General features: G+C 59.0%; 20 protein-coding genes and 1 pseudogene. 9 read left to right on the top strand and 12 right to left on the bottom strand.

All coding sequences use genetic code 11. The features are described from left to right. Positions 1-40 precede the first annotated feature (40 nt). Together QF040_RS28480 and QF040_RS28475 are read right to left on the bottom strand one after the other, a co-directional pair. Entirely contained in the window at positions 41-1,510 is a 1,470-nt protein-coding gene (locus QF040_RS28480) for a hypothetical protein (RefSeq protein WP_429613747.1), read from the bottom strand. 587 nt (positions 1,511-2,097) lie between these two features. Beyond that, on the bottom strand, positions 2,098-2,841 hold the full coding sequence (locus QF040_RS28475; protein WP_429613746.1) for a DUF6602 domain-containing protein: 744 nt from the start codon (positions 2,839-2,841) through the stop codon (positions 2,098-2,100). A gap of 433 nt (positions 2,842-3,274) precedes the next feature. Here QF040_RS28475 and QF040_RS28470 point away from each other — a divergent pair, with 433 nt between their 5' ends. The 7 genes from QF040_RS28470 to QF040_RS28440 all read left to right on the top strand — a co-directional run bounded on the left by QF040_RS28470 (position 3,275) and on the right by QF040_RS28440 (position 12,959). Continuing rightward, positions 3,275-6,049, top strand: a complete 2,775-nt coding sequence (locus tag QF040_RS28470; RefSeq protein ID WP_429613745.1) for an AAA family ATPase — start codon at positions 3,275-3,277, stop codon at positions 6,047-6,049. Then, complete coding sequence (locus QF040_RS28465) at positions 5,943-8,207, top strand: hypothetical protein (RefSeq protein WP_429613744.1); 2,265 nt, start codon at positions 5,943-5,945, stop codon at positions 8,205-8,207. Before QF040_RS28470 ends, QF040_RS28465 begins: the two co-directional genes overlap by 107 nt. A 543-nt stretch (positions 8,208-8,750) precedes the next feature. Beyond that, positions 8,751-9,632, top strand: coding sequence for a hypothetical protein (locus QF040_RS28460; RefSeq protein ID WP_429613743.1), 882 nt, complete (start codon positions 8,751-8,753; stop codon positions 9,630-9,632). A gap of 154 nt (positions 9,633-9,786) precedes the next feature. Further along, positions 9,787-10,104, top strand: a complete 318-nt coding sequence (locus QF040_RS28455; protein WP_429613742.1) for a hypothetical protein — start codon at positions 9,787-9,789, stop codon at positions 10,102-10,104. Next, on the top strand, positions 10,101-10,772 hold the full coding sequence (locus QF040_RS28450) for a hypothetical protein (protein WP_429613741.1): 672 nt from the start codon (positions 10,101-10,103) through the stop codon (positions 10,770-10,772). Before QF040_RS28455 ends, QF040_RS28450 begins: the two co-directional genes overlap by 4 nt. A gap of 63 nt (positions 10,773-10,835) precedes the next feature. Next, positions 10,836-10,964: a hypothetical protein gene (locus QF040_RS28445; RefSeq protein WP_018907331.1), complete on the top strand. Its 129-nt coding sequence runs from the start codon at positions 10,836-10,838 to the stop codon at positions 10,962-10,964. Between the two features lie 396 nt (positions 10,965-11,360). Beyond that, on the top strand, positions 11,361-12,959 hold the full coding sequence (locus QF040_RS28440; RefSeq protein WP_429613740.1) for a hypothetical protein: 1,599 nt from the start codon (positions 11,361-11,363) through the stop codon (positions 12,957-12,959). Between the two features lie 58 nt (positions 12,960-13,017). On the opposite strand, the gene QF040_RS28435 is transcribed toward QF040_RS28440, so the two are convergent. The 4 genes and pseudogenes from QF040_RS28435 to QF040_RS28420 form a co-directional block, all read right to left on the bottom strand. Continuing rightward, the gene (locus tag QF040_RS28435) at positions 13,018-13,503 is read right to left on the bottom strand and encodes a hypothetical protein (RefSeq protein WP_429613739.1); all 486 of its coding nucleotides are present in this window, start codon (positions 13,501-13,503) and stop codon (positions 13,018-13,020) included. Positions 13,504-13,608: 105 nt separating this feature from the next. After that, entirely contained in the window at positions 13,609-14,043 is a 435-nt protein-coding gene (locus tag QF040_RS28430) for a hypothetical protein (protein ID WP_429613738.1), read from the bottom strand. Between the two features lie 12 nt (positions 14,044-14,055). Further along, a complete protein-coding gene (locus QF040_RS28425; RefSeq protein WP_429614703.1) occupies positions 14,056-17,022 on the bottom strand; it encodes an RHS repeat-associated core domain-containing protein in 2,967 nt (988 codons plus the stop codon). A gap of 819 nt (positions 17,023-17,841) precedes the next feature. Continuing rightward, a pseudogene (locus tag QF040_RS28420) lies at positions 17,842-18,033 on the bottom strand (DUF6531 domain-containing protein); the annotation flags it as partial. A 1,500-nt stretch (positions 18,034-19,533) separates the two neighbouring features. On the opposite strand from QF040_RS28420, the gene QF040_RS28415 reads away from it, so the two are divergent. Beyond that, on the top strand, positions 19,534-19,776 hold the full coding sequence (locus QF040_RS28415; RefSeq protein ID WP_429613737.1) for a hypothetical protein: 243 nt from the start codon (positions 19,534-19,536) through the stop codon (positions 19,774-19,776). Between the two features lie 383 nt (positions 19,777-20,159). Here the strand turns inward: QF040_RS28415 and QF040_RS28410 are convergent, their stop codons facing one another. Both QF040_RS28410 and QF040_RS28405 read right to left on the bottom strand, forming a co-directional pair. After that, a complete protein-coding gene (locus QF040_RS28410; RefSeq protein ID WP_429613736.1) occupies positions 20,160-20,735 on the bottom strand; it encodes a PIN domain-containing protein in 576 nt (191 codons plus the stop codon). Continuing rightward, entirely contained in the window at positions 20,736-21,200 is a 465-nt protein-coding gene (locus QF040_RS28405; RefSeq protein WP_307647007.1) for a helix-turn-helix domain-containing protein, read from the bottom strand. 615 nt (positions 21,201-21,815) lie between these two features. Between QF040_RS28405 and QF040_RS28400 the strand changes: the two genes are divergently transcribed. Next, positions 21,816-22,757, top strand: coding sequence for a LysR family transcriptional regulator (locus QF040_RS28400; RefSeq protein WP_307647006.1), 942 nt, complete (start codon positions 21,816-21,818; stop codon positions 22,755-22,757). A gap of 26 nt (positions 22,758-22,783) precedes the next feature. Here QF040_RS28400 and QF040_RS28395 read toward each other — a convergent pair whose 3' ends face one another. Genes QF040_RS28395 through QF040_RS28380 form a run of 4 tightly spaced genes read right to left on the bottom strand, consistent with a single transcriptional unit; the run spans position 22,784 to position 26,499 of the window. Further along, positions 22,784-23,788, bottom strand: a complete 1,005-nt coding sequence (locus tag QF040_RS28395) for an isopenicillin N synthase family dioxygenase (protein ID WP_307512516.1) — start codon at positions 23,786-23,788, stop codon at positions 22,784-22,786. Positions 23,789-23,822: 34 nt separating this feature from the next. Next, positions 23,823-24,644, bottom strand: coding sequence for an ABC transporter permease (locus QF040_RS28390; protein ID WP_307512515.1), 822 nt, complete (start codon positions 24,642-24,644; stop codon positions 23,823-23,825). Beyond that, the gene (locus QF040_RS28385) at positions 24,641-25,474 is read right to left on the bottom strand and encodes an ABC transporter ATP-binding protein (RefSeq protein ID WP_307512513.1); all 834 of its coding nucleotides are present in this window, start codon (positions 25,472-25,474) and stop codon (positions 24,641-24,643) included. The genes QF040_RS28390 and QF040_RS28385 overlap by 4 nt, the downstream gene beginning before the upstream one ends. After that, complete coding sequence (locus tag QF040_RS28380) at positions 25,471-26,499, bottom strand: adenosine deaminase (RefSeq protein WP_307647004.1); 1,029 nt, start codon at positions 26,497-26,499, stop codon at positions 25,471-25,473. The genes QF040_RS28385 and QF040_RS28380 overlap by 4 nt, the downstream gene beginning before the upstream one ends. Between the last annotated feature and the right edge of the window lies 1 nt (position 26,500).

The raw sequence follows: 26,500 nt of genomic DNA, 5'->3' as shown, positions 1-26,500 counted from the left end.
AGGGTGAAGATAGGTATCTGCCGAACCGGCGTTGTCAATCTCATACTTGTTTGGAGGCGGAGTCTTTTTTCATCGCGTCAATCAAGACTATATCTGGGCAGTTGTGCAATTGATGCTTGGCAAGCAATCCCCTTACTTTATCAAGCTCCTTTTGACTGAAGAATAGGATGGCCTTTATGGGTGGCGTGGTTGCACGTGCTGCGTCAGTATAAATTTCAGCTTGATTTATAAGATTTTTTTCAAGTTGGCTATTTTTGGCTAACTTAAATTCGATAATCGTTTTGGAGTTGCTTCCATAAGAAACCAAAAAATCAGCCGGGCCTCTTCCGTTATTTACCTCTGCGTCCGCACTGAATTCTGAAGCAAACCAAGTAAGCTTAAACATGATTTGCAAGTCGCTTTCGCGCGATATCGGCCTTCCTTTCACGTAGAAAAGTCTGTATCCATCCTCTTTTTCGATGACATGTTTAAGAAAGGCAACCCGCTTCATTCCTTCCTCGTAGCTCGACGTGGGCGTCTTGAAAAATGCAGTTCGTTCATCTAGCACACCAATTAGGAGCGACAGATTCGCAACAAAAAGCTCTTGAGCCACTGCAATTTTTGCGGCACTTGTTTCTGTAGCTTCATCCGCCGCTTGCTCACGTAGCTTGACATACACATCCATTAAAAACGGATACTGGGCAACGACTTGTTCAACCGCCTTTTCGCGCTGTTCTTTTGTTGGCTCAATCGGCAGCTTTATTGCCAAATAATTTTCTACCTTGTGACGCAATTGTTCATTGTCTATGCAAGAGAGGACTTGGCTAAAATCCTCGATAAAGCCATTGTGTGAAATCCAGGCGTCATCTTTTGTCAGAATATCAACCGGGGTTAGCAATACATAGTCGTTGCCCAGTCTAGGTAAAATGAATTGCCTTGCCGTCCAGGACTCGGTTTCATAGTCAAATGAAACTTTGTCCACATTAAATTTTCCCAGCTTTTCCGTTGGGACATACTGTTGAGCGAACGCTTGGGTGTACTCGGCCAGAAAGCCTTTTATCAGATTGCAAGTAAAATCGCTAATCTGATCTTTTCCTACACCGTCTTTGATTAATGTAAGCTTCCCAAGATGTGTGTGCGTCGTTGTTTCGCTTCCGAAATCTTTGAATGTTTGGATGAAATTGCTTCTTAATGCCTTGGCAAAATCATTTCCCAATCCGCGACCTCGATTTCCCGACTTGCTGAATCCCATCCAATTTTGACGCACTTCTGGAAAAAAATACCAAGCCTTTAGAAGACCATTCGAAACTCCTGCGCCAGATTTTCCCTTTAAAAACATCATGTACTTGATCATCTCTTCGTGGAGTATTCGATATTGATCCTTCTCGCTATTGAAAAGCAAGAAGGGGTCTACGAATAGAGGGAGATCATTAATTAATGAGATGTCAAAAGCGCCGTATTCCTGCACCAATTCCGGCGGGACGTTGAAAAATCCCGAGAAGTAGATACGCAGCTTTTTTGTGGTCGCCATTACTGGTACCGGAGTGTGTAGAGGAAGGAGATTTGCAGAATGGAACGAATCGTTACGTTAGTGCGGCTGCTTGTCTACTGGGATATGCCCAAGGTCGTCTGGCGGTCGAGGTGATGGAGCCATACCGGATTGCTGCTGGTTCTTCATCCTGAGTTCCTCCAATGCTGCCAAGTAGTTTTGCTGGCCCCGCAGGAAATCTTCGGCGACGACAAGAGTGCGTTGGGTTCGCGGGTCTGCGTCAGGCCTTAGCCTGACGTTCCCGGACCATTTGCTTGATCAGGTCCTTGGCGGAATCGTAGGGTCGCAATGCGACGGACGATGAGCTAGAGCGGGATCTTCAAGACCATTGAGCCATTCGAACCGCCTGCGGCGTAATCCGAAGAGCTTCGAGGTGCAGGTTGCCGTGATTGCTGGCGGTTGCGGCGACCCGTTGAACTCAGGGTTTTGGCAACATTGAGCTTATGTGGGAGCCGGAACGCTCTGATCTCCTGACACAACGATCACGGCGCATGAGATGCACGAGGGGCCCACGCGAACAGGTCGCCCCAAGTGCCTCAACTCACCAACGCGGCTCGAAATGCGCTCGGCTAGCTGGCCGCCAGCGGACGCTTGCCGACCAAACTCACCTCTTTCGACTGCTCGGGGAACCAAGCGCCATCGTCGTCATTGAGCGCGTCCGGGCCAAGGTGCAGCAAGAGGTTGTGAAGGAAGTAGCCTGCCGCCATGTCGGGCAGTGAATATGCGTGCCAGGCTCGAAGGTCACGCCGGGGACGTGTCGGCGTCGTCGACCACCATTTGAAGAATTGGTCGTTCCCTAAGGCCACGTGGTCAATAACGCGGTACTGGCATTCCCGAGCCGCTGCGGCGAGCGCGTTCAAGGCTCTCTTGGGGCTAACGCCTTGGCTCTCATAGGAGAATAGACCGATAAACGCTCTTGATCCCCCTCGTCCACGACGGATGAAGTCACCGACGTCCGCCAAGCGTTCGCACGCCTGCCCGAAAAGCGCGGATGTCAGTCGAGACTTGACCTCCACAGCAGCCAAGCAAGCAGCTGGCGACACGAACACCAAATCTCCGTCTCGATACAGAACCGGATGCGCATTGTCGTAAACGAGAACATCAATCTGAGTCGACGCGCCCTCTCGCGTAACAACGAATCCACGGCCTACTGAGACCGTTGAGGGGGCAGATCTACGGATGATTGAGCGCACGACGGACTCTTTCCACTCGCCATCTGTAGGCCAGTGACCATCCTGAATCATGTAACGGACACGATTCTTCAAGGCTCCCAACTCGCCAGAGATCGAGCGAAAGTGCAGTTCAAGATTCATTGTTCACAGTTCCTCGTCCTGTGATGAATGATGCCGTGGCCACAGCGAGACCGGACATTTTTTTATCAATACTGGGCGAGCATCGTCCGCTTGCGAGAACGAGAAGATGTCGGGCAGGCTGAGCTCGATTGACTGCAACCAGTCTGTAGTCCGGAAACAATGACTACGTCGCAGCGAAAGCGGGTGTCGGGGTAACCCTGACCGTACGACAGCAACTTGGCGCCTTGCGGACAATCATCGGCAACTCACGTTGAACGCCAAGGCGATGAGCGTGCGAAGGGGCTGATACTCGCAACTTCGTCATGACACACGGGCGTCGATTCTTGGAGTACCTCCAGGTACTCGGGGATCGCAGCCCGGCGCAGGGGCAGCGGGAGGCGTTCGGAAAGATCCATGACTGCGGCGCGCCCTTGAGTTAAGGAGTTTAAGCACCATGACACAGCCGATGTTCAACATCTTTGACGCCCTATCTGCCTGGGGCAAGACGCTTCCCACTTGGCAGCATTTCCTGCTGAGCAACTTGGTGAAGGAAGTTGAACTGCCGGACGCGGTGCTCGATGAGGTCTTTTCAGAGTACCTGATTGACCAGAACCTGGCTGACCCCGACGCGGCTCGCGTGGCTTGGGACCTGGGACTTCCTCAGTTCCAGCCGGGTGCTCCTGCAGTGGTCAGTACCCTGACGACGATGACCGGCGTGTCAGGCGTCAACGCGTTGGCCGCCGGTGAAACGCTGAGCTTTGGCCCCAAGCTCACGGTGATCTACGGACCCAATGGGGCCGGAAAGTCTGGCTACGCACGGGTGCTGAAATCCGCGTGCTTTACGCGATCAAAGGATGTCGGGATCCTAGGCGATGTGAAGCTTGTGAAGAGCAAGCAGCTAAAGCCAACTGCGAAGTTCTTCTTCGACGATGGTTCAGCCGTGGACTTTGTTCACCAGGAACCCTGCCAGCGAATGCGCGATGGCTTCGCGGTCTTCGACTCGACCTGTGTACGCGTGCATCTGGACGGCCGGAACGCTTTCCAGGTCATGCCGTATCTGTTCGATGTCTTCCCGCGCATGGTGGCCGTGTTCACCGAACTGCAGACCAAACTCCGCGACCAGATCACACTGCGCACGCCTGCCGCCGACAAGTACGCCATCCAGAACAGCACATCCGAAGTCGCAACGGCACTCTCTGCCCTCACTGCACAGACGGATCTGACGCGGCTGCAAGAGCTTGCGGTGTACGGTGAAGCCGAAGCTGTCCGGCTCTCTGCGATCGAACAACAATTGGGCGAGTTGCGCACCACTGACCCAAAAGAGATCGTCAAGAGGAACGAACAGCGTATTTCCGACCTGGAGGCCGTTCAGGCGTCCATCGGTGCCCTGGCGCAGGCGATCCAACCGTCGCTCGTGCAAGGCATCGCTGAGGCGGTGTCGCGGACTACCGCGCTGATGGAGCAAGGCGCGGCGCTGTCATCGGCCCGTTTCGGCGGAGAGCCGGTTCAACCTGTCGGAACCCGCGCGTGGCTGGATCTACTGGCCGCTGCGATTGCCTATGGCGAGGAAGCGTATCCAGGAGTCCCATTTCCGCCCCAGACAGATGGGGCCCGCTGCGTGCTTTGCCAACAGACCCTGGATGCCGCCAGCGCGGACCGCCTGACCAAATTTTACGAGACGGCCACCAGCGGTGTAGAAGCTCAGCTTGCTGCCACCAGGCGCACGCTGAAATCGCACAGCGTTTCGCTTGGCAAGATCGGACTGTCTTTCTTCGGCGAGGAGAGTGCCGCGCGGCGCACCGTGCAAGAACTTGATGCGGCACTGGCGGCGGAGATCGTCGGGCACGTCGAGGGCTTTCGAACCGTTGTCGGCGTGTTGATCGATGCGGTAGCGACCGAGACGGACCCGGCACTGTCGTTGCTCGCATATGACGCCGTCTTAGACCGAGTGTCCGCGCTGGTAGATCGCCTAGATCAAGACAATGGATTGCTCCGGCAGAGCGATCCTCAGGCATTGATCGACGCGCTGCTTCTGGAGTTGCAATTGCTGAAGGACCGACAGTGGCTGGCCGGCCAGTACGTTGCCGTGGCGGAAACGGTCGAAGATTTGAAATGGGTGGTCAAAGCGAACGCATGCCTTCGCAGCCTGCCCACCATCCAGCGCGATGTCACGAGCAAGCAGAAGACCCTGGCCAAGGAACTCGTTGCACAGGGCTTTATCGCCCGATTCACCGAGAACTGCACCGCACTTCGGCTGACACTCCCGGTGCAATTCAAATTTGCAGGCGAGGCAGGGACCACGGACCGGAAGATCGAAATTGCCAACGCTGGGATGACCGGAGTCGATCCTTCGCAAGTGCTTAGCGAGGGAGAGCAGACGGCCGCTGCGCTGGCGGACTTTCTGACGGAGGTGGAACTCAACGGCGCTTGTGCGGGGGTAATCTTCGACGATCCAGTGACGTCGATGGATCACGTGCGCAAGGAAGCGATCGCGCAGCGGCTGGTGACCGAAGCCGATCGGAGGCAGGTCGTCGTCTTCACGCACGACATCCTGTTTACCAATTATCTCGCGACGGCTGCCGAGGATAAAGGCGTTGCGTTCGCCGGGCGCACCGTATGGCGCGATGATGCCAACTCGCCCGGAGTCATTGACCGGCTGGCCTTTCCACATGAGCACTACGAGGGGGCTGCGTATGACCGTGCCAAAGGCCACTACGAGTCTGCGCGGATGTTGGCGGGCGATCCGCAGCGGGACGCATTGGAAAAGGCCTGTGGCAGTTTGCGTACCGCCTATGAGGACTTCATCCAGAAGAGGCTGTTCAACAACGTGGTGAGACGTTGGCGGGAGAACATCACGTTCACACTGAATCAGGTGTACTTCGATGAAGCAATCGCGGAGCGCATTCATGATCGGATGGCTGCGCTATCGCGCTACATCGATGCCCATTCCCACTCGGAAGACTTCCACGAGGTGCCGCTCACGACCGATTCGGTCAAGAGCGAACTGGGCCTGTTCGACGCAATCAAGTCGGACTACAAAAAAACCCGTACAGAATGGGGAGAAGGCGAGGCCGAAGGCGGCGGGCGTCTTCAGTTAAATCTCTCTTGGAACACACTTGAACATGTACGACCTGCACCGCCTAGGATGGAGCAGCTTCCAGCAGCTTTGCCTCACCATCACCCGGGAAGTTCTTGGGCAGACGGTGCAGTCTTTCCTGGATTCGAATGACGCAGGGCGCGACGGTGCTTTTGCAGGAAGTTGGACTCCATCGCCAGGACAATACTTCAGCGGCAACTTCGTCATCCAGTGCAAGTTCTCCGGCAAGGCGGGGGGCTTGCTGACGAAATCCGGCATGGCAGACGAAATTCCCAAAGTCCGAAAGCTCGTTTCTGGCGGGCTTTGTGATGTCTACATCCTGATGACAAACGCTGGCGTGTCTGCAAAGCAGGAGGCTCAGATCAAAGCTGAGCTGAGCGGCGCCGGAGTGAAGGAAGTGTTGGTCTTCGGATCCACTTGGATCGAGGACCAGATCAGGGAGAACACGCGGCTGCGGATGCTCGTGCCTCGCGTGTATGGTTTGGGAGACCTCAGTCAGATTCTGGACCAGCGTGCCTACGCTCAGGCCCGCGCGGTGCTTGAATCGTTGCGTGATGATCTGGCAAAGGTCGTCATCACAGATTCCTATCGCAAGGCTGTCAATGCCCTCGACGAGCATGGATTCGTCTTGCTAATCGGTGAACCCGCCGCAGGCAAGACAACCATCGCCTCCATGCTGGCGATGGCGGCCGCGGACAAATGGAAGTCGTCGGTGCTCAAACTGGCCGACCCGGCCAAAGTCGTGGAGCGGTGGAACGTCGATGAACCTTCGCAATTCTTCTGGATCGATGATGCATTCGGCGTGACGCAGTACGAATCGCCTTTGGTGCACGGCTGGAATCACTCGCTGGCGCAGGTCAAGACGATGCTGCGCCGAGGTGCCAAGATCGTCATGACGTCCAGAGACTACATCTACAACAGAGCCCGCCAGGATCTCAAGGAAAGCGCATTTCCTCTGATCAGCGAGAGCCAAGTTGTGATCGATGTGCATGATCTGTCCGACTTGGAGAAGCAGCAGATTCTTTACAACCACCTCAAGCTAGGCAAGCAGACCGCCGACTTCCGCGCCACCCTCCAACCTCACTTGGAGTACATGGCGGCACATCCACGCTTCATTCCGGAAACCGCGCGACGCATTGCAGACCCCTTGTTCACGAACGATCTCTACATGAGCAAATACCATTTGGGCAAGTTCGTGGAAAAGCGGGAGCAGCTTCTGCTTGAAGTGATACAGGGTTTGGACGCGAGCAGCAAAGCAGCGCTGGGACTGATCTACATGAGAAAGGACCATCTTGAAAGTCCGATCATGTTGCAAGGCTCCGAGCCGCACGCCATCGAGAGGCTGGGCAGCACGTTGGGAGAGTGCATTCAGGCGCTCGATGCACTCAATGGCAGTCTCGTGACTCACATGCATGTCGATGACCAGCCGGTATGGCGATTCAAGCATCCGACGATCGGCGACGCTTACGCCTCGACCCTGGCTTTCAGCCCGGACCTGCTTGGCATCTTTCTCAGCGGCAGTTCCACCGAGAATCTTCTGTCTCAAGTCACATGTGGGAACGTCGGTGTCGAGAAGGCTGTCATCGTTCCCAAGTCGCTGTTTCCGACGATGATCGAGCGTCTGAGGGACTTCTCGGCCAGCAACCAATACAAGGTTGAGTGGATGTCCTCGTGGGGCGCTCGGTGGACGCTCTATCGGTTTCTTGCCAACCGCTGTTCGAAGGATTTTCTGGCTGCTTATCTTGAGCAATCACCAGACGTTTTGCAGCGCGTGGCCAAGCCAGGGCTGAGTCTCAGCGCCGTTCCCGAAGTCGATCTTGCCGTGCGCTTGCATGAATTCGGCCTTCTTCCTGAGGAGGACCGCAAGACATTTGTCGAGACGGTGAGCACTTATGCCGTTGACGGCGAAGATCTGTATGCGCTAAACGATCCTGGCGTTCGCAGCGTGTTCCAGGACAACGAGTTTGACGAGCTGGAGGAAGCGGTCAGAACGGATTTGCTCCCAAAACTCGCGGATGTCCGGCGCAATGCGCAGAGTAGCCACTCATCCTCAGATTCGCCGGACGGACACATGCAGGGAATCCTCGAATCATTCGGCACCCTCAAGAAGCGATTTGGCGAGGACGAACAGTTAGCCAAGCTCATTGATAAGGAAATCGATCTCGTGAACGAGTGGATCTCCGAAACAGAGCCGCCGGAGCCGAAGGTGGGACCCAGAGTCCTCGGAGCCGTGGAGCATTCAGATGAGAAGCACGGCACGCGAAGCATCTTTGACGATATTGCAGACTAGTGCTGCTCGGCGCCCGTCGGATTGGAGGATATCGTCACTGTGGCCGGCTGACATCTCGCCGCCAAGGAGCGGTTTGATGGGCAGACCAAGGTGGCCGCCTCACTGCGCCGGATGGGCGTGTTAGTGGGGCCTTGGACTGATGATGCCGGCTAAGTAATGCGGGCCGACGAAACCATAGCTGTCGCTCGGCTCATCAGAGTAGAGTGGCTCTGGCGACAAATTCGAGAAGCTGTGGACCAGGCACCTTCCCGCTGTTGCCCGTGAGGAAGAACACGACCTTGACCGCGCAAGCTGGGTCACGTTTTAGGGCTAGCAACGGCGACCCGGCGATGATCTTCACAGTCCGCTTTCGATCACAGCGGTCGTCCATTGACGGACATGTCGCTAGCAGCTCTCAGTCTGAAGGCGACATCGAAGGTGCAGCGGCAAGGTACGCACACTTTACGAACAGGCTCCACATGTCTTCAGCGTGCCTTCGGCCTTGCAGTACACAGGGAAAGAGCCGGTCATCCCCTATGCTCGAACGCCAAGCGCATAACAAATATGGAATCACTTACTTCCGAAGCAAGGCGGCGAGCTCTGGCGCTTTACGCCGATCAAATTGATGATGGTTCCGGCGGTCCGCCTTTCGACGGAACGCTGCTGCCGTATGACATCTGTCCGCTGATCGAGGTTGTGCAGTGGCGTCTTACGATGGTGGATCAACTCGTTCGCGGCGAGCTGCGTGAGTTTGCGAATACCCTCAATGCGTGGCGCGGCGAGCTTCGCCGTTGGTATATCTGGATGGGTGTGATGGAAACGTTCTCCGAGGAGGATGCGTGGTCCTTGCAATGGGAGTTCGTAGAACCGATTGCTTTCAAGTGTCTGTTCAATCCGAGTGCAGCGCGTGATCGATTCACATTCGTTGCAACCAACGCATTTCACCAGGTCCGCCTCGCGGCTGATGAGACATATTCCGACCGGCTCGATGGTGACCCGAAGAAGGCGGGAGCAAAACCTCGCTTTCTTTCGCGCACGCAGAGTGAAGAACAACTTGTGCGACTGGCAAATGCGCTGGCGCACGGCGCGGCATTTGTTGATGGCGTTCAATCACTTGATGGCGAAGGCTATCGAGATTTCACCCGCAACTTTCGCAATCTCTCCAGCCATGCGATAGCCCCACGCTTCAATGTCGGTTTGACAAATACGGTCACGCGTCGTGTTGTGAACGCGACGAAGCTGGTTGAGCAGCGCAACGGCACTTACAAAGAGGAAGAAATAGCGGGCAAGCAGGCCGTGAGATATGGGTTTGGCGGGACGCCACCCCTGCCCATGCGCGAAATGTTCCTCGCCAATTTCGAGGAGTTTGAGAAAGCACGGTCATGCTTCATGGCCTATGTCGAGGTTCTCGATACGGCACTTGGCGCGCTTCCGGCGAGCTCATGAGCAACGAAGGGGCATCCTATGGGGAGGGGGCGGGCTTTGCCCGGCTCGCCCAAACACAAAATTTCCGGTACGCTACATCTGGTGTTTCAACTTCAACAACTACCTAGATGTAGTGTTTAGGCTTCGGCGTGATGCCGACCCGAAAGGACTTCGCATGCTTGATTTGCTGCCTGAGTTTTTCCTGACCGAGCCAAAGCGTCTACTGGCGCTCGGGCGCGCAACAGCGCGCGCCGGCTGGTTCATCCTGTTCGCGGGGGCGATCGGTCATGCGGCCACGAGTGCCACGGCGGCAGTGCACAGCATCGCCAAGCAAACCGGGCTGGCAAACACGTTGGCGGACATCTATCCGTCACTTCCCACGTGGTGGGTGCCGGAATCAATCGTCGGCTGCCTGCCGGCCCTCATGCTGCTTGCGCTGGGCTTCTGGCTGGGCTCGCTCGGTAAGCAGCTGCAGCGCCTCTATCGCGGATGAGCAAGCATGCCGCTCCGACCCGTATGAAGGGGTGGCAAGGATTGTTTCCGTCGTTTGAATCTGTCAACGACGAGAGCGAGCGCGATCTTGCGACGCTTGAGCCTGCATGGGGTAAGGCTGCCGCCTTCTTTCGTACCGGGCATCGCTTCGGTCATAAATCCGGCTCCGTGCGCTGCATGTCACTCGTCGAAGTGCATCGCCTGCTTGGGGTCTTCCGCAAGCGTTACGAAGAAGGCAACACGCTCTCATTGCTGCAGGCGGTCAGCATGTGTGCGGAAGAGAATCTCCCATTGCCGCAGTGGCTTGCAGAAGCTTTCCGCACGAGCATGGACGGATTTCTGCAACCGGGCAAGGTGCATTCGCTCGACGACCTGTTCGCGGCCGACAACCTGCCTACCAAATCGGCCAAGAAGGCGGCAGCGGCCCGTCTCGACTGGCAACTCGGCGGCAAGATCTGGCATGACGTTTGGGATCTCGTACTTGCGGACGAAACACTGATCTCTTTCGACAGTGCCGTCAGCCGCACGCTGGCTGTGCAAGAGTATGGGATTGGCAAAACTAAGGCGAAATCGCTGATCAGCATGATCGAGAAAAGCCAGTCCGAGTTTCTGGCCAAGGACACTTCACTTTCGGCGTTTTTGGCGAAACGGCGAAAACTGATGACGTAGATCGAGCCGCTCCCTATCGTGGCGACATTGCGCAACAAGCGCGCTCATCACGAAAGGCCTGCCTTGATCCGTACTCCCAAGCTCACTGACATTGCTGCGCTGGTATTAGTCCTCGAACGTAATCCGTTCGGCGCGCTCGTTCTGCTCCTGCTGGCCTTGAGCATTGCGCTGATCGTCTGGGTGGCGCGGTAGCTGCAGGATGTCGCTGCGTCTGTCAGCCCGCCCGGTGCCGTATCCATTGCGCCCTGCCGGCGACGGCGACGAAGCCTGTGTTCGACGACGGGTTCGATCGTCAAGGGGGCAGCCCGACCTTTCACCGTTCAGGTCGGCGATGCAGCGGAAACCGTCCTTAGATGGTGTCGCGGCAAACGGCAGTGCAGCGAGCGCCGCGATCGGTGGCCTGCGTGTTCGCGCACCCCGTTGTGCGTCTGGCGAAAAGCCCGCGCCCGACAGGCCCTGATCAACCTGCCGGAAACCGTCCGCCCACAGATCGGCTCCGCCACGCTGTTCGGCCAGCCCGACGGCAACCAGCCACCCACCGTGTAGGATGATTTCGACGAATCAATCTGATTCGACCAGAGGCAATTGATGGACCCCGATGCCGAAGAAATTCAAGAAAAAGCACAACCAACGAAGCTCTTCGATCTGCCAGAGACAGAGGGGGTCAATGAATCCGAGCGCATCCTCACCGCCCTATGCCGACGGACCTTCTTACGCCTCTGGTCCCAAACAAACGTCTACACCGACGACGGCTTCAAGAATGGAAAGGGCGCAACGAAGGAGCTATGTGATGCGCTCGTCGTCTTCGGGAAAGAAGTCATTCTGTTCTCGGACAAACATGTCTTCTTCAACGACGCCAAGGGGCTCAAGGTCGCCTGGCCCCGCTGGTACAAGAAGGCGGTGTTCGAGTCGTGCAGGCAGCTCCATGGCGCGAAACTCTGGCTCGAGCGCTTTCCCCAGCGCGCCTTTCTTGACGCGAAGTGCACCCGGCCGCTGCCAGTCCCCGTCCCGACGGAGAACATCACCTTCCATTTAGTGGCCGTGACCCGAGGCAGCCGCGATGCCGCATTGGCGCACAACGGCGGGGTAGGTCGCGGATCGTTCGCGGTGATCAACGCGATAAAGGGAGACGCCCACAACGAGCTTCCTTTCGTCATCGGCATCCCACAACCGGAAAAGCACTTTGTCCACGTCTTCGATGAGGTGTCCATTGACCTAGTGCTCCGCGAGCTCGACACCGTCGTCGACTTCCTGGACTACCTCAAGAAGCGACAGGTGTTGCTCGGTACATCCGGGACCATGGTCAGCGCAACGGGTGAGGAGGAACTGCTCGCGGCGTACTTGCGGACGACGGACGCGCAAGGCCAGGAACACCTATTTTTCGACGTCGCCCACGGCGAAGCGCCCCCTGGCGCTATTGTCTTTGGTGCAGGTTCCTATGACGCCCTCACTGAGGACATCGGCTACAAACGGAAGCAGCTGGTTGACCGCGTTAGCTACGCCTGGGATCAACTGATCGACAGGTTCATCGACTACGGTGACCCGAAGCACCTCATGCCGTATTTGGTACAGACCAACGCCGAGACAGAGCACGGGTTGCGCCTCATGGCCGCGGAGTCGCGCTACCGTCGCAGGCAACTGGCCATGTCGCTCCTCAACGCCGTCGAACGAGTCGAGCCTGGTATGCGCCTTGGCAGGGTCGTGTATGGAGGCATTGCCGGCGAGACTGTCTTCGTCTTCGTGATCGTGCCCAAACGGTCGACTGAAACCTACGATGAGTACCGCACCTATCGCCGTGGCGTCCTCCACGCCTATGTGAGAACTGCCAAGTTGAAGGCCCCCCTTGGAACCGTCTTCGTAGGCATTGCGCTAGACAACCCGCACAAGGACTACGACGGAGGCGCGGAGGACCTGATGGTCTACTCGCAGGAGTCTTGGAGCGCGGCCGAGCTCGTCGAACTTGAGCGAAAGCGTGTAGAGCTGGGATTGTGGAAAGGCAAAGGTGAGCAGTGGCGCCTTCGCCAGGACGAGTTCCCTGGCGACGATCAGAGGGCCGCGCTCCGCAGGGTGGTCGAAGAACCGTTGGTGCCGAGTCAGAAGCACAACGCCGACAAGAAGCGGAAGGCTGCGAAGCGACAGCGCAAGGTTCAGGCCGCCTCGAAGCGGCGCAACCGTAATAAGAAGTAGGCTGTGCAGCCTTTCGGCTGGCTGCGCAGACAGCGCGAAGGCTGGGCCACGACGTGGACTATTCCGAGGCAGTCGGCCTCTGCCTCAAAGAAGCAGCAAGTCGTGCCTCGAAATCGTTGAGCATGGCTTGGAGCTGAGTCGATTCCGTCGCGCCGGGCTCGAGACCACCGCCATCGATGATGCCCTTGACCAAGTAGTACTCGGTCTCGGAGTTGATCACCCCCCGCTTCAGAATTTGCAGGTACTTCTTCGAGTTGCGTCGCCTGACCTCACTCAACGTGAAGGTGCCAGCGGCTGTGAACTTGGCATCGGCAGCGGCAACTTGGTCTGGCGTCCAGACTGTGCTCTCTTCAACAATATCGTTGAGCGCCATTTGCAACCCCTTCTTCGCATTGGCGAGAGAGGTCGCTTCTATGCGAGCCAAGAACTGCGAGGGAGAGCCTGGCGGTGTCGTCGGATATTTGGGCGCATACCACTCAAAGTGGCGATCAAGAAATATCTTGAGCGATTGATAGTCGTCGTTGGAAAGCGATTGCTTGATCATGGATCTACCTAGTTGCACTCGTTCCTGACGGGGCTACTTGGACCGTCGATTGTTCGGGAGCTGTTCGGCCGGTGATGAACAAGGCTCAGCGCGGGCTGGCTTCGACTACAGATGCAGGGAGTACTCGTCGCTGTGTCGCTCAGCAAGCGCGATGAGACCTTGCGAGAGATCGTTTAGCTGCTCGTAAGACACTGAAAACTCACAGTCCAGCGAGGCTTTGTATATGCTGATCCCCGCGTCGATTGGAACTGCCAGACTCACGTGCAGTCCGACCTTTCCGAGGGCGTCGGCAGGAAAAGCAGACACGTGAAGATGCGTCTGCGCTAAGCCCTTCATATCCTGCGTGAAATACCCGCCTTCAATCATGGCGCTTCGATCAGAAGGAACTGGATAAAGCGCGAATTTCTTCGCCGCATCATTCAGAGATTCCAGATCGACATAGCAACTACTGGCGCCTGAAAAATCTTGAAATTTGACTGTGAGAAAAAGCTCACCAGTCCCATCCTCCGCGTATTCCATTCGAAAGTGCAGGCTGTTCATACCACCCTCCAGTTATTTGAATTTAAGTTCCACATTGTTCATTCCATTGCTGAAGTAGTGGATAACCAAGAGCCGCCCATCTGGGCACTGGTGCTTGTGTTGCTTCTTAATCCACGGTCCTGGACCATAGAGCGCAATCAACCGCTGCTCATCCCCCATCTTCCCCATGATCGGCTCGCCAGCCCCCGCCTTTGCTTCGGCAAGAGCCAGTTGCTCGCAGAAGTTATTCGGTGAGACGTCTGGGATCGAGGGCTTACAGATAGCCGGAGGCTCCTCCGGTTTTGACGTGTCGCCGGACGTGTTCAGAATAGCTGCGAGAGCCACGGCAGTGCCAATAGCAGCACCGGTGCCACATCCAATCGGCCCGGCCCATGACCCAAGGGCACATCCTGCCGCCGGATTCAAGCCGAAGGGGTCTGCCAGGCCGAGGGGATTGCCTCCCACATATCCAAATCGATTCCATCCGCCGTCGAGTCCAATCGGATCTGGCTGGCTGTACCGCCCCGTCCTGGCGTCATAGCTCCTGAAATAGTTGTAGAACAACCCCGACTCCTCATCCGCATACTGCCCCGGATACCTCAGGTTGAACTTCACCTCCGAGATCCCCGTGGTGCCCGGGTTCGGCGTTGTCTCCAGATTTGCAAACCGGTTCTTCGCCAGCGTCGGCTTGTCTTCCCCGAACGCGCTGTAGCTCCACTGCCAGACCGCTTGCCCGTCTGCATTCGTGAGCTTGCGCGGCGTGTTCAGGTGGTCGCTGTGCATGGCATAGGTCGCACCATCGATCACCGCCGCAATCGGCATCGGCCCGTTGGCCGTGGGCAGGTAGATGTACTGCGCCTGGCCCGCGCTCTGCGTGCCGCCGCTTCCCACCTCTGCGATGAGGGTGCCCTGCTCGTCGTAGACATACGCATAGCCCAACTGCTCGGCCTGCGTGGTGCTCGGGCTCCACAGCTTGGTGAAGAACGCGATCAGGCTCGCCATGAAGCCCGGGTCGGCCTCGTCGCCCTGGCTGGGCGGGTACAGCGGCTCGGTCTTGAAGACGCGCTGGCCCAGCGCGTTGTGCGCGTAGCGCGTGGTCGGGCTGACATCCGTTGCGCCCGTCGTCGCCGCCGCCAAGCGCCCTTCGGCGTCGTAGGTGTAGCTGCGCAGGCCGTCGCTCAGCAGGTCGCCGTTGGCGTTGTAGCCGTAGGTGACGCTGGTGTTGCTCGCGCCGTTGATGCTTTGGGTGAAGCCCGTGAGCTGGTTGCTCGCAGCGCCCACCGTGTAGGTGCGGCTGGTGCTCAGACTGCCGAGCACGCGCGTGCTGCTCGAGCGGTTGCCGTTGGTGTCGTAGCCGAAGCCCGCGGCGTTGCCGGTGGCGTTGAAGCCGGTGATGCGGCCCACGCTGTTGTAGTCGACGGTCCAGGTGACGTTGCCGCTGCCGATGGTGCTGTGCGTGGGGTCGGCATCGCCGGGCTGGTAGAGGTTCTGCGTCAGGCTCGTGATGCGGCCGGCGGCGTCGTAGACGTAGCTGCTGAAGTCCGTCGCCGTCATGCGGCCCGCGGTGTCAAAGCTGCGGCTCGCGGCTGTCGCCGGGTTTGCAAAGGCCCAGGTCCAAGCAGTGGGCTGGCCCAGCGGGCTCCAAGCGACGTTGGCGACGAGCGGCGTGCCGTTCACGCTCAGGCCCGTGAGGCGGCCGGTGCTGTCGTAAGCATGGGTGAGCGTCGAGCCGTTTGGGTAGCCGATGCTCGCGAGCGTGCCGTTGGGGTTGTAGGCATAGCTGACCTGCTGAACGCTGCCGTTGATCAGCGTCTGCTTCTTGAGCGTCACGCGGCCGAAGGCATCGCGGGTGTACTCGGTGGTGCCGCTGCGGTCGACGATCTCGGACAGATAGCCCTTGCTGTTGGCCGTGAGGTCGTAGCGCAGCGTGGTGGTCTTGCCGTCGGCGAAGACCAAGCTGGTGGGGCGGCCCAAGGCATCGCGCGTGATGGTCGTCGCTTGGCCGAGCGCGTCGGTGATCTGGCTCGGGAGGCCGAGGTTGTCGTACTGGGTGCTGGCGGTGCCCGTGTCGCTGCTGCCTTCGGTGGTGGCGTTGCCTTGGGCGTCGCGGGCGTAGGTGGTGGCCACGCCCTTGAAGTCCTTCGCTTCGGTGACGGCGTCGAGGGCGTTGTACTTGAGCGTGGCAGTTGCACTGACTGCATCGGTTACGGCCTTGACGCGGCGCAGGCTGTCGAGGCCGTACTGGGTGCTTTGGTTCAGGCCGTTGGTCTGGGTGATCAGTTCGCCGTTGGCGTCATAGCCGAAGGAACTGGTCTGGTTCAGGCCTTCGGTCTTGGCGCTGAGGCGGTTGATGTTGTTGATGGTGCGCGCCGTGTTCCACGCCACGTTGCCGGCACTGTTCTTGATCTGCTCGGCGGTGCGGTTACCCATGCCATCGAGGGTGTAGGTGCCGGACTCGCCGCGGTTGTTGCTCCAGCCTGTGAGGCGGTGGGCGGCGTCGTAGGTGTAGGTCAGTACGAGGCCAGTGGGCAGCGTGATGGTCTCGACGGTGCCGTAGGCCTTGTAGGTGAGCGTGGTGGTTTGGCCGCCGACAGTCTGGGTCAGCAGGCGGTCGCGAGCGTCGTAGGTGTAGGTGGTGACGAGACCATTGAGGGCCGTCGAACTGACGACGCGGTTGGAAGTGTCGTAGCCGTAGCTGGTGACCTGGCCCAGCGCGTTGGTCGATGTGAGGACGTTGCCTCGGGTGTCGTAGGTGTAGCTCGACACAGCACCGTTGGGCTCGGTGGCTGTCTCAACCAGTTGCTGGGCGTTGTAGGTCCACTGCCAGAGCTGGGCCTTGCTGGTGGCGGTGTCGGTGACGGTTTTGGTCAGGGCATTGCCGACAGCATCGTAGGTGTAGGCGGTGGTGCGGTCAGCCTCAGTCACCAGTGTCGGCAACGAGAAGAGTGAATGCCATTGCGTTGCGATGGTCTTGGCTTCAGGCGTGCCGGATGCTTGCACGACAGTGAGGGGCAAGCGCCGAGCGGTATTCCAAGCCGTTGTCGTGATCACGCCCTTGAAGTCAGTCTCAGAGGTAATCAGGCCGTTGCCGTCTTGAACGCGAGAGGCGGCATCCGCTTGGCTTCGCTCCGATGGGCGAGAACTAGCAGCTACCGTGAGCTTGCCTGCTACGACGCCATAGTTGTAGCTGCGACTTGCACCCAATGGGTCAACAATGACAGCTGAACCTGTTGCAGGGTAGCTGACTTGATAGCTACCAGCTCCATCTGGCAGCGTGGAGCCGATGGCACGACCCTGCTCGTCATAGGCAAATGTGGCCCATCGAGCGCCAGTCTCATCCACGATTCCCGTGAGTGCCTGAGCATATGTGGCGTTCTCATACAGGAAGGTTCGGTTCTTGCCGTCAGGATAGAGTACTGATGCTAGGCGACCAGCACTGTCGTAGCCGTAGCTAACAATCCGGCCGTCGGGTGTGCCCAGCGTCGTTAGTTGATTTGCTCCGTTGTACGTAAACGATAAGACGCGACCGAAGGCATTGGTAACCGTGGCCAACTGGCCAGCTCCGTTGTAAGCATACGCTGTGACCCAACCGTTGCGAGCCACCGCACTCTGCAACTTGCCATCCGCAGTGAAGTTGTACGTATCGCCACTGTCGGTACGATGCCACGCCCATGTCCCAGCACCTGCTAACGCGAGCCCATCCGCGCTATCAGTAGGGGTCCAGCCAGCGCTGGTGGAAGTGCGCGTGAAGGTGCGCACATAGCCTTCGGGAAGCGCAACGGTAGCAGTCAGCGGTGCCCCAACAGGTATTGCACTCAACCCGATGTTGTAGTTGTGAGACCAAGCCTGCCCCAAACCAGAAGCCGGTCCGGTCGTACCATTGGCCCAACTGCTTCGATAAGTGCGGCTAAAGACAAGGGGGTCCGGTCCAACGGCGGACCAATCGGTTTGTGCTTCGTATTTTTCTGTGCTGCCAGGCAGGATGGGATTGCCGGCCGATGCACCGGCCATGCACATATTGGGTGGCTCTGAAAGCACTGGGGACGGTGCCGAGCCCGTTTTCAGGCAAGAAGATTGAGTGGAGTCCTCAACGTAACCGCCATAGCACAAACAAAGCCCGCCCCAGGAGTAGCTGTTTGCAGGGCAAAAAGTGGGACTGGATTCAATCAGCACAGCGCCGTTTGGCTGTACAGATCCGTCGAAAGCCTGAGTGACGATATTGCAGTTATTGCCGTCCCATACCGCCCAACCAGTTGCCCACCCTTTATATCGAGCCTCAGCCGGAATCATTGGAGAGGCCGCGCTACATGCATCAGCTTTTGCCGAGAAATAATCTGTATAGAGCAAATGCATGATCGACAGTTGTCCACGCCATTGGAATGGCAACGGACTCACTGCGGCCAGTGCGGGGGAGCTTCCTCCGCCGATAAGTAGCAGAAGGGCGATTGCAGGAAGGTCTAACCGGCCTCTGGAACTTGAACCGCGGCCAGTCAAGGGAAAGCTATCTACAACGGCAGCGCCGGCGCGTCGAATCGTTCTAAGAAATGCAAGTGCCCTATTTGCCACTTGGGCGATGCATTGCTGGCCACAAAGCCAAAGACCATGACTATCTCGGTCTGGCCGAGCTAACTTCAAATGACTCATTCCCCATCCCTCCCTATCCACTCGCATAGTTATCCAATCAATCGCGACGACCTCGTCGCGTTGTTGCGAAGGTCTGCATTTCTTGGACGATCAATCACCTACTCAGGTGGCGCGCACTGCCGCGCAGCGCTCTCCGTACAAGTTGTTTCAGATTAACCGAAAGGCAACAAGCGGACAAAGATAGATCGATGGGCACGCAGAGTTTCAATTGAAACCTGAATATAAAAGTACGCAGCGCTCGGGATTGCCGTTGTCAGAGAACGACTGGTGACGGTAAGCGGTCGCGCAAACCAAGCAAGTGCATCACCCGAGGCGGCTCTCTCGATTCAACCTGGGCTTGTGCACCGATTTTTCTACCAAACAATATATTCGCCGGACGGGCAATTCGGACCTCTCGACAAAGAGCAGTCGCTTCGAAAGCATCTCTTCACCGTCGACCCCCTGCCCGCGCCAAAGACCGGCCGCGACACTGCGAAGCACGAAGGTGAATAGGTCTCGGAGTCAGGCGCCATACCGGGAAACAGCGCATGGGCGCCCGTGGTTGCAGTAGTGGCAAGCAGCCGCGATGTTCGAAGCGATGGTACGCCCGCCATCCATCTGTCCCGTCAGGTGCTCGGCAGTCAGCCTAGACATTCGCGCTTGGTCGCGCGAGATGCCATGTTCGGCGGCGAACGCCATCACGCCTTGGCGCCACATCGGGTGCCGGCAGTAGAAACAAAGGTGGCCTTGGGCCGAGAAAGCGCTCTCGCGGAGCGCGCGGAGATTGGCTCTGTGCGTCATAAGGTTTCACGTTGAAGTGATTCCCCCGTTGACGCTTGGCGCAGCCCGGGCGCCAGCGGCACGACCGACTAGCGATGCGCCGGCAAAGTGCTGGTGCTGGTGCTGGTGCTGGTGCTGGTGCTGGTGCTGGTGCTGGTGCTGGTGCTGGTGCTGGTGCTGGTGCTGGTGCTGGTGCTGGTGCTGGTGCTGTCGGGATTCTCAGGCCCCGATCAGGCGCGAATTTATCTCGGCGCCGGCTGCATGAGCATGCGGTCGTTTCGGACGATGCCGAGCAACAGCTCTACTTCGGCAACGGTTGCGTGGAGATTTGGATTTGCCACCTCGCAGTAACTTTCACTCGCCTTTTGGTCTGAAGGCGCGGTTACTGAAGCAGTTACTGCACAATGCCTCGGAAGCACCTGGACCGATGCGGAGGCAAGCGCAATGAAAAAAGCCCTAAGTAGTTGATTTACTTAGGGCTTTTGGACTTACGCGGACAACCGCGAAAGTAATGTTGGTGGCTGGGGCGGAATCTTAAAATCGCCTGCAACCCGCACCAGCACTCGCTTTCGCCAATTCGTCCAATCTGCCGGGTACACGTTTGGGTACACCAAAACTGCCGGAAGCAGCCCCAAGTTTCAGGCATCACACCAGAGACAAACGGGCCGCCGAGACAGGATTATCTCACTTGCGAATCGGTGCTCCAAGTTACGCGCGGAGGTGCCCCAAGCCGGTTAGATGAGTGCCACAACATCGCGCAGGTGCGCTGCGGTCTGGGGCAACCCACGCTTCTCGAGCAGGGCGACTAACGCGATCGCGTCGTACCGCGGCCGGGCCCAGCGCTCGCGCATTCGCTTCAAAGCTGCGAGGGCGGTGAGCTTCTCCAGCATCAACTGGTTGAGGACGAATTCGTCAGGGGTCTGTACCTCGATGCCGAACGGGTCCAGCACTTCCCTGGGAAAGTCCTTTTCGTTCCACGTCACGATCGCATCCGCGTGCCCGGTGATCGCAGCCGCCAGCACATGGCGGTCATCAGGGTCTGGTAGCTTCAAGCCCTCGATCAGGTGTTCGTAGCCGGAGACGAGGCAGTCCGGAATGGCGTCCTCCATGGCTTGCGCAGCAGCGGCAATCTGGACGCCCATGTCAGGTCGGTCCCGCAACAAGCTGCGCGTCCACTCATCACGGATGTGGACGGACCACTTCGCGCTATAGAGGTCCGCGTCCGCCAGGCTGAGAAGCACGTCGCGCAGCAACGCCGGATAGAGGACGTTGGCGTCGAGCACCGCTGTGTACTGGGCGCTTCCGGCCACTCACAGCTCCTCGCCCATCTCCTGGGAGAGGTCGTTCAAGCGTTTGAGGGCGCCGGCCGACCGCTGCTTCTGCTCGTCCTTGTAGCGCATGAGTTCTTCGAACTCGATGCGGCGGTGCCGGTTGATCAGCCGGCACTTCAGCCGGCCAGCCTCGATCTCCTTGATCACGAAGGGACGCGACACATTCAGAAGTGCCGCCGCTTGCTGCGTCGTGAGCTCCAGCTTCTGCGGAACAAGCATCATCGGCTCGCGCTTGGCCATCTGGCGCAGCACATCGGCAAAGAAGCGCAACGCACGCGGAGGCAGGAGCAGCACTGGGGCCTGACCCTTGGTGTCCCCCTCCACTTCGATGGTCACCTTGACGGCTTTTGCCTTGGAGTGGTCCAGGGCCGCAACCAAGCACGCCGTCGCCGCGCCGGCCATCTCGGCTTCCATTTCGCTGGCTGGGTCGAGTATCTGGGTCATGCTGGGTCCTTTCATAGCTGGCGCTGTGCTGGCGCCCTTAAGCGAAATATACGCATCAAACGCAATATTCGCAACTGACCGGGCATCGAACGGAGATGCCATTCCTGCCGGTCCGGCCCTGTTGATTGCCACCCAAAACCGATCCGAATAGAGCAGTAATTTCCGTCCAAGACCGACCGCAAAACCCTACCTGCTCATTTTCGAGGCAGAGCATCTCGGAATGATTAAGACGTGGTTCGCGAGATAGCCAGGCGCACAGGCCTGTTTCGCAACAGCGCAAAGAAGTACCTGCGAGCGAGAGAAGAAATGCGGTGCTGCACCAAGCGGACAAGCTCTAGCAGGCTCGTTTTCTACGCCGAGAAGTTCGCGACCTGGATCGCGATCAGGGCCACCAAATCGCGGAAACCGCGACGCAATCTGCGGCTGGTTCACACACCATGCGCCCCGGATCGACGAGGGTGTCTGCCTAGGCGATCGTGGCGACCACCGCCCTCACGGATGCGATGGATTGGCAGGTGGCGATCGTCTTCTCTCAGCTCTCGCTCGGAAACCCGGCATAGCGTGCAAGAATGGTTTGGTCTCATCCGCTATCGACGCGCGCAAACGGAGTTTTTGTTGAGTCTTGTCTCCACGACCTCGCTTCGCTATTTCGCCGAGATCGTCCGCACCGGCTCGATCAGGGCTGCATCGGAAAATCTGTATGTCGCGGCCTCTGCGATCAGTCGGCAACTCGCCATGCTCGAGGAATCCCTTGGCGCCCCATTGCTGGAGCGACGACAAGGGCGCGGCAAGGTCAAGCTCACCGCGGCCGGCGAGCTTCTCATGCGTTATCACAAGAACATCGTGAAGGAGTCGGGGCGGCTGCATTCGGAGATCGAAGCACTCCAGGGGCTGAAACGAGGCCATGTGAATTTCGGCATGCCCGAATCGTTGACGCGCGATTTCATGCCGCAGTTCTTCTCGAGCTTCGCCAAGCACTATCCGGGCATCTCATTCAGCATCAAAGTCAGTGGCAGCCCGACGTTGGCGGAGATGCTGCTGCAGGACGACCTCGATGCGTGCTTCACCTTTGGGGAAATCGCATTCCAGGACCTATCGGTGGTCTATACAAGGTTGCTGCCGCTTTTCGTGCTTGTTCCCATCGGACATCCGCTGGCGAACCGCCGGTCCCTTCGCCTGTCGGACTGCGCCGAGTACAGCTTCTCGTCGCTCGACTCGTCCCTCTGGGCCAAGCAGCAGTCCGACGAAATGCTCGCGAAGGCCAAGATTCGCCCCCGCATCGCGCTGGAAACCAACTCCTATGAGCTCATGCGAAACGTGGCAGCCGAAGGCATGTGCCTCACTTTCACGACTCGGCCGTTGGAAGACCCCCTCGGGCCGCCCCGGGCAGGCGCCTACGTGCCGCTGAATGATCCGCGCGCCAAGCCACAGCGACTGGCGTTGAGCGTGCACAAGGGCCGGAGCCTGCCGATTCCCGTGGAGGCGTTTCTCTCGAATCTGACGGCCGCGCTTCAACAGGCGGAGCAGCGGGCCGGCACGGGCAAGGCCTCGGTTTGAGCCTTCATTGTCAAATTGCGACGCACCTACTGCGCTGCCAGCTCCGCGGGCGTCTTGTACTTCTGCACGGATGCGAATCTGCGCACTAGGTAGTCACCGGACTTGATGGGTGCATGTCGCGGCTCGCCTTGGCTCGGCAGGAATTCGGGCAGGCACGCCACCGGCGTCTCGTAGTCGAGATTGAAGAAGGTCGGAATCGAATAGCGCTCCCTGCCCGTGCGATTTGCGACGCGGTGAGCGTTGGACACGTAGGCCTCGTTGGTCCAGATCTTCACGAGATCGCCCAGATTGACCACCAGCGTTCCGTCGACATAGGGAGCCGCCACCCACTCTCCACTTCGCGTGCGCAACTCCAGCCCGCCGATGGGATCCTGCGCGAGCAAGGTGAGCATGCCGTAATCGGTGTGCGCGGCAGCACCCAGTTCAAGATTCGTGAATGACTCCTGCGGCGGGTAGTGAAAGAGCCGAGCCTGCGCCATAGGCTTCTTGGCGTACTGCAGGAAGAACCCCTCCTCCTTGCCGACGGCCGACGCGAATATCCTCAGCAGGTTTCGTCCGAGCTCGATGGTGGCGTTGAAATACGCCATGGCCGCAGGTTCCAGCCACGGCTTGTCGGCGGGCCATTTGTTGGGACCGTGCAGTGGGCGTCCGTTTGCCACATCTGGGTCAGTCATCGGCAGGTCCATGCCGAGCTCGTAGCTCTCCTTGAGATCCGGCTTGTGGCCGGGGTGCTGCGTGATCCCCATCGGCATGAATCCGCGCCGGAAGCGTTCATCGAACAGGTCCTTCAAACGCTCCTCCATCGGCAGCGACATGTAGCGACGCGTTGCATCGAATACCGCGTCAATCACGGTCTGCGGAACCCCATGGTTGCTGACATAGAAGAACCCGGTGTTGGTGCATGCAGCCTGGAACTGCTCGACCACGGGCCCGATTGGTCCGCCGGCCAGCCATGGCCCGAGATCGAGGATCGGCATCTCTTCTGCGGATGCCCTGCGAGGCGCATCCACCGCGTATTCGTTGAGGCTCATATCGTTGCTTCCTTCGTCAGGGTTGGGGATTGCTTCATGTTCCGCGAGACAAGTCGGTGAATGCGTCGGCCCAAAACACCACGCGCCGCGCGATCGCCTTCATCAGGCTGTGCAGCGCGATGCCAATGGCCGAGAGCACGAGAAGCACCGCGAACATGCCTGCCGCGTCCATCGAGAAGTTCCGCTGCAGGATGAGGTAGCCCAGTCCGGCTTGGGCACCCACGAACTCGCCCACGATCGCGCCGATCACAGCCAGCACGATGCCAATGTCCAGTCCGGCAAAGACATAGGGCAGCGCATGGGGCAGTCGGACCATGCGGAACACGTGCCATGGCGACGCCGTGAACGCGCGCATCAGGTCAATCTGGTCCTTCGGCGCCGAGCGCAAGCCCACGATCGTGTTGGCGAGCACCGGGAAGAACACGATGGTCGCCGTGATGACCACCTTTGATGTCGTGTCGAAGCCGAACCACAGGACGAACAAAGGCGCCACCGCCACCTTGGGGACCGTCTGAAAGGCGACCACGTACGGATAGAGCACCAACTCAAGCAGTGCGCTCTGGCCGATCAGCGCGCCCAGCAGGAAGCCCGCGATCGCGCCGAGCGCGAAACCCGCGAGGATCTCGTAGAGCGTCACGCCCAAGTGCGGCCACACCTCGCCCGAGCGGAAGGTCTCGTACACGGAGCGCGCCACGCCCGCAGGCCCCGGAAAGATCAAATGCGAGACATTCAGTCCGCTCACGACCAACTGCCATGTGGCGACCACGGCCACGAAGACGGCTGCGATAAGTGCCTTCCGGCGCAGCGGCGTCAGCCACGGTGCGGACGATTCGAAATCTGGCGTTGCAGCGTTCATCCGTCGAGCCCTCCACTGGCATTCAAGTTGGCCCGAATGCCGCGCACATGTGTTCCGAAGCGCTCGGTGTTGATGAGTTCGAGCGTGCGTGCTGCCGGGAGATCAACGTCAATCACCTGCGTGACTCGCCCCGGTCGCGGCGACATCACGATCACGCGGTCGCCGAGGAAGACTGCCTCCGGAATGCTGTGCGTCACGAGCATGATCGTGGCGCCGGTGCGCTCGCGCAGCTTCAGCAACTCGACGTTCATGGTCTCGCGCGTCATCGCGTCCAACGCGCCGAAGGGCTCGTCCATCAGAAGAAGCATCGGATCGTTGACCAGCGCGCGTGCGATTCCGACGCGCTGCTGCATGCCGCCGGACAACTCGCCGGGGTACTTGGTCTCGAATCCCGCAAGCCCCACCAAGTGCAGATAGTGCATGGCGCGCTCGTGCGCGACCTTCGGCTCGCGGCCCTGGATCTGCGCGGGCACGAGCACGTTTTCGAGAATGTTGCGCCATGGCAGCAGAACGGGCGACTGAAACACCACGCCCACGTCGCGGCTCGGTGCGGTATGGGGTCGCCCACCGAGTTCGACGACGCCGCGGCTCGCGCGCTCCAGACCGGCCAGGATGCGCAGGAGCGTGCTCTTGCCGCAGCCGCTCGGACCTACCACGGTGATGAACTCGCCGCGCGCGACGCTGAAACTGACGTCGTGCAATGCGACCACGTTCGCGCCATCCTTCGATCGAAAGGTCTTGTGCAGACCTTCGAAGCGGAACGCAGGCACAGCGTCCGCGGCGTCGTGCAGCGCCGCTCGCCTGCCAGGGAATTGGACGAGCGCGCTCATACGGCAGCCTCCTGCTCGCTACGCGCCACCCATGCATCAACGGCAAGTACCGCGGTCGAACGCTGCTCGGGCGTGATGAAGGCGGCCTCGAAGCTGTTGAGCGCCAGCATTGCCAGATCGTCGCGCTCGAGGCCGAGCGCCTGCTGACATGCCAGGTAGTTGTCGTTGACGTAACCACCGAAATAGGAGGGGTCGTCGGAGTTGACGGTCACGCACAGGCCCGCATCCATCAGCCTGCGCAGCGGGTGCGCGGCCATCGATGGCACCAATTGCAGCTTCACGTTGGACAGCGGGCACACCGTGAGCGGCATGCGCAGTTGAGCCAACTTCGCGAGCAGTGCCGGGTCGTCGAGGCAAGCGTTGCCATGGTCCAGCCGCTGGACCCTCAGCAAGTCGACGGCCTCTCGCACGTAGGCGGCCGGACCTTCCTCGCCCGCGTGCGCCACCACCTTGAAGCCACGCTCGCGGCAGCGACGGAAGAACTCTGCGAACTTCGACGGCGGGTTTCCTAGTTCCGCGCCGCCGAGGCCGAACCCCAGCAACCGGTCGTACCATGGGCGCAGGTCTTCGAGCATGTCGAGCGCCTCGGCCTCGCTGCGATGACGCTGCGCTACGACGATCAGGCCAGAACTGATACCGTGCTCGACACGCGCTGCATCCATCGCGCCCAGCACCCCTTCCATCACGGCGGCCAGCGGCACGCCGCGGCTCGTGTGGCCTTGCACGCCGATGAACATCTCTGCATGCAGCACACGGTCAGCGTGCGCGCGGCGCAGGTAGTCGCGCGTCACGTCGCGAAAGTCCTGCGCCTGAACGAGCACGCGGCAGCCGTCGTAGTAAAGGGTCAGGAAGTCCTGCAAGTCGGTGAAGCTGTAGGCAGCACGAAGCTCCTCTTCATTGCGCCAACGGATGGCTACGCCATTGCGGCGGGCAAGCCGAAGGAACAACGCAGGCTCGATGGAACCTTCGATGTGCATGTGCAGTTCGGCCTTGGGCAGGCCCGCCACGAATTCCTTGGGCGTCACG

It is taken from the genome of Variovorax sp. W2I14 (assembly GCF_050435205.1).
Classification (GTDB): Bacteria; Pseudomonadota; Gammaproteobacteria; order Burkholderiales; family Burkholderiaceae_C; genus Variovorax; species Variovorax paradoxus_C.
Note: the sequence above shows the minus strand (reverse complement) of the source record. Positions and strands in the feature narration are given on the sequence as shown.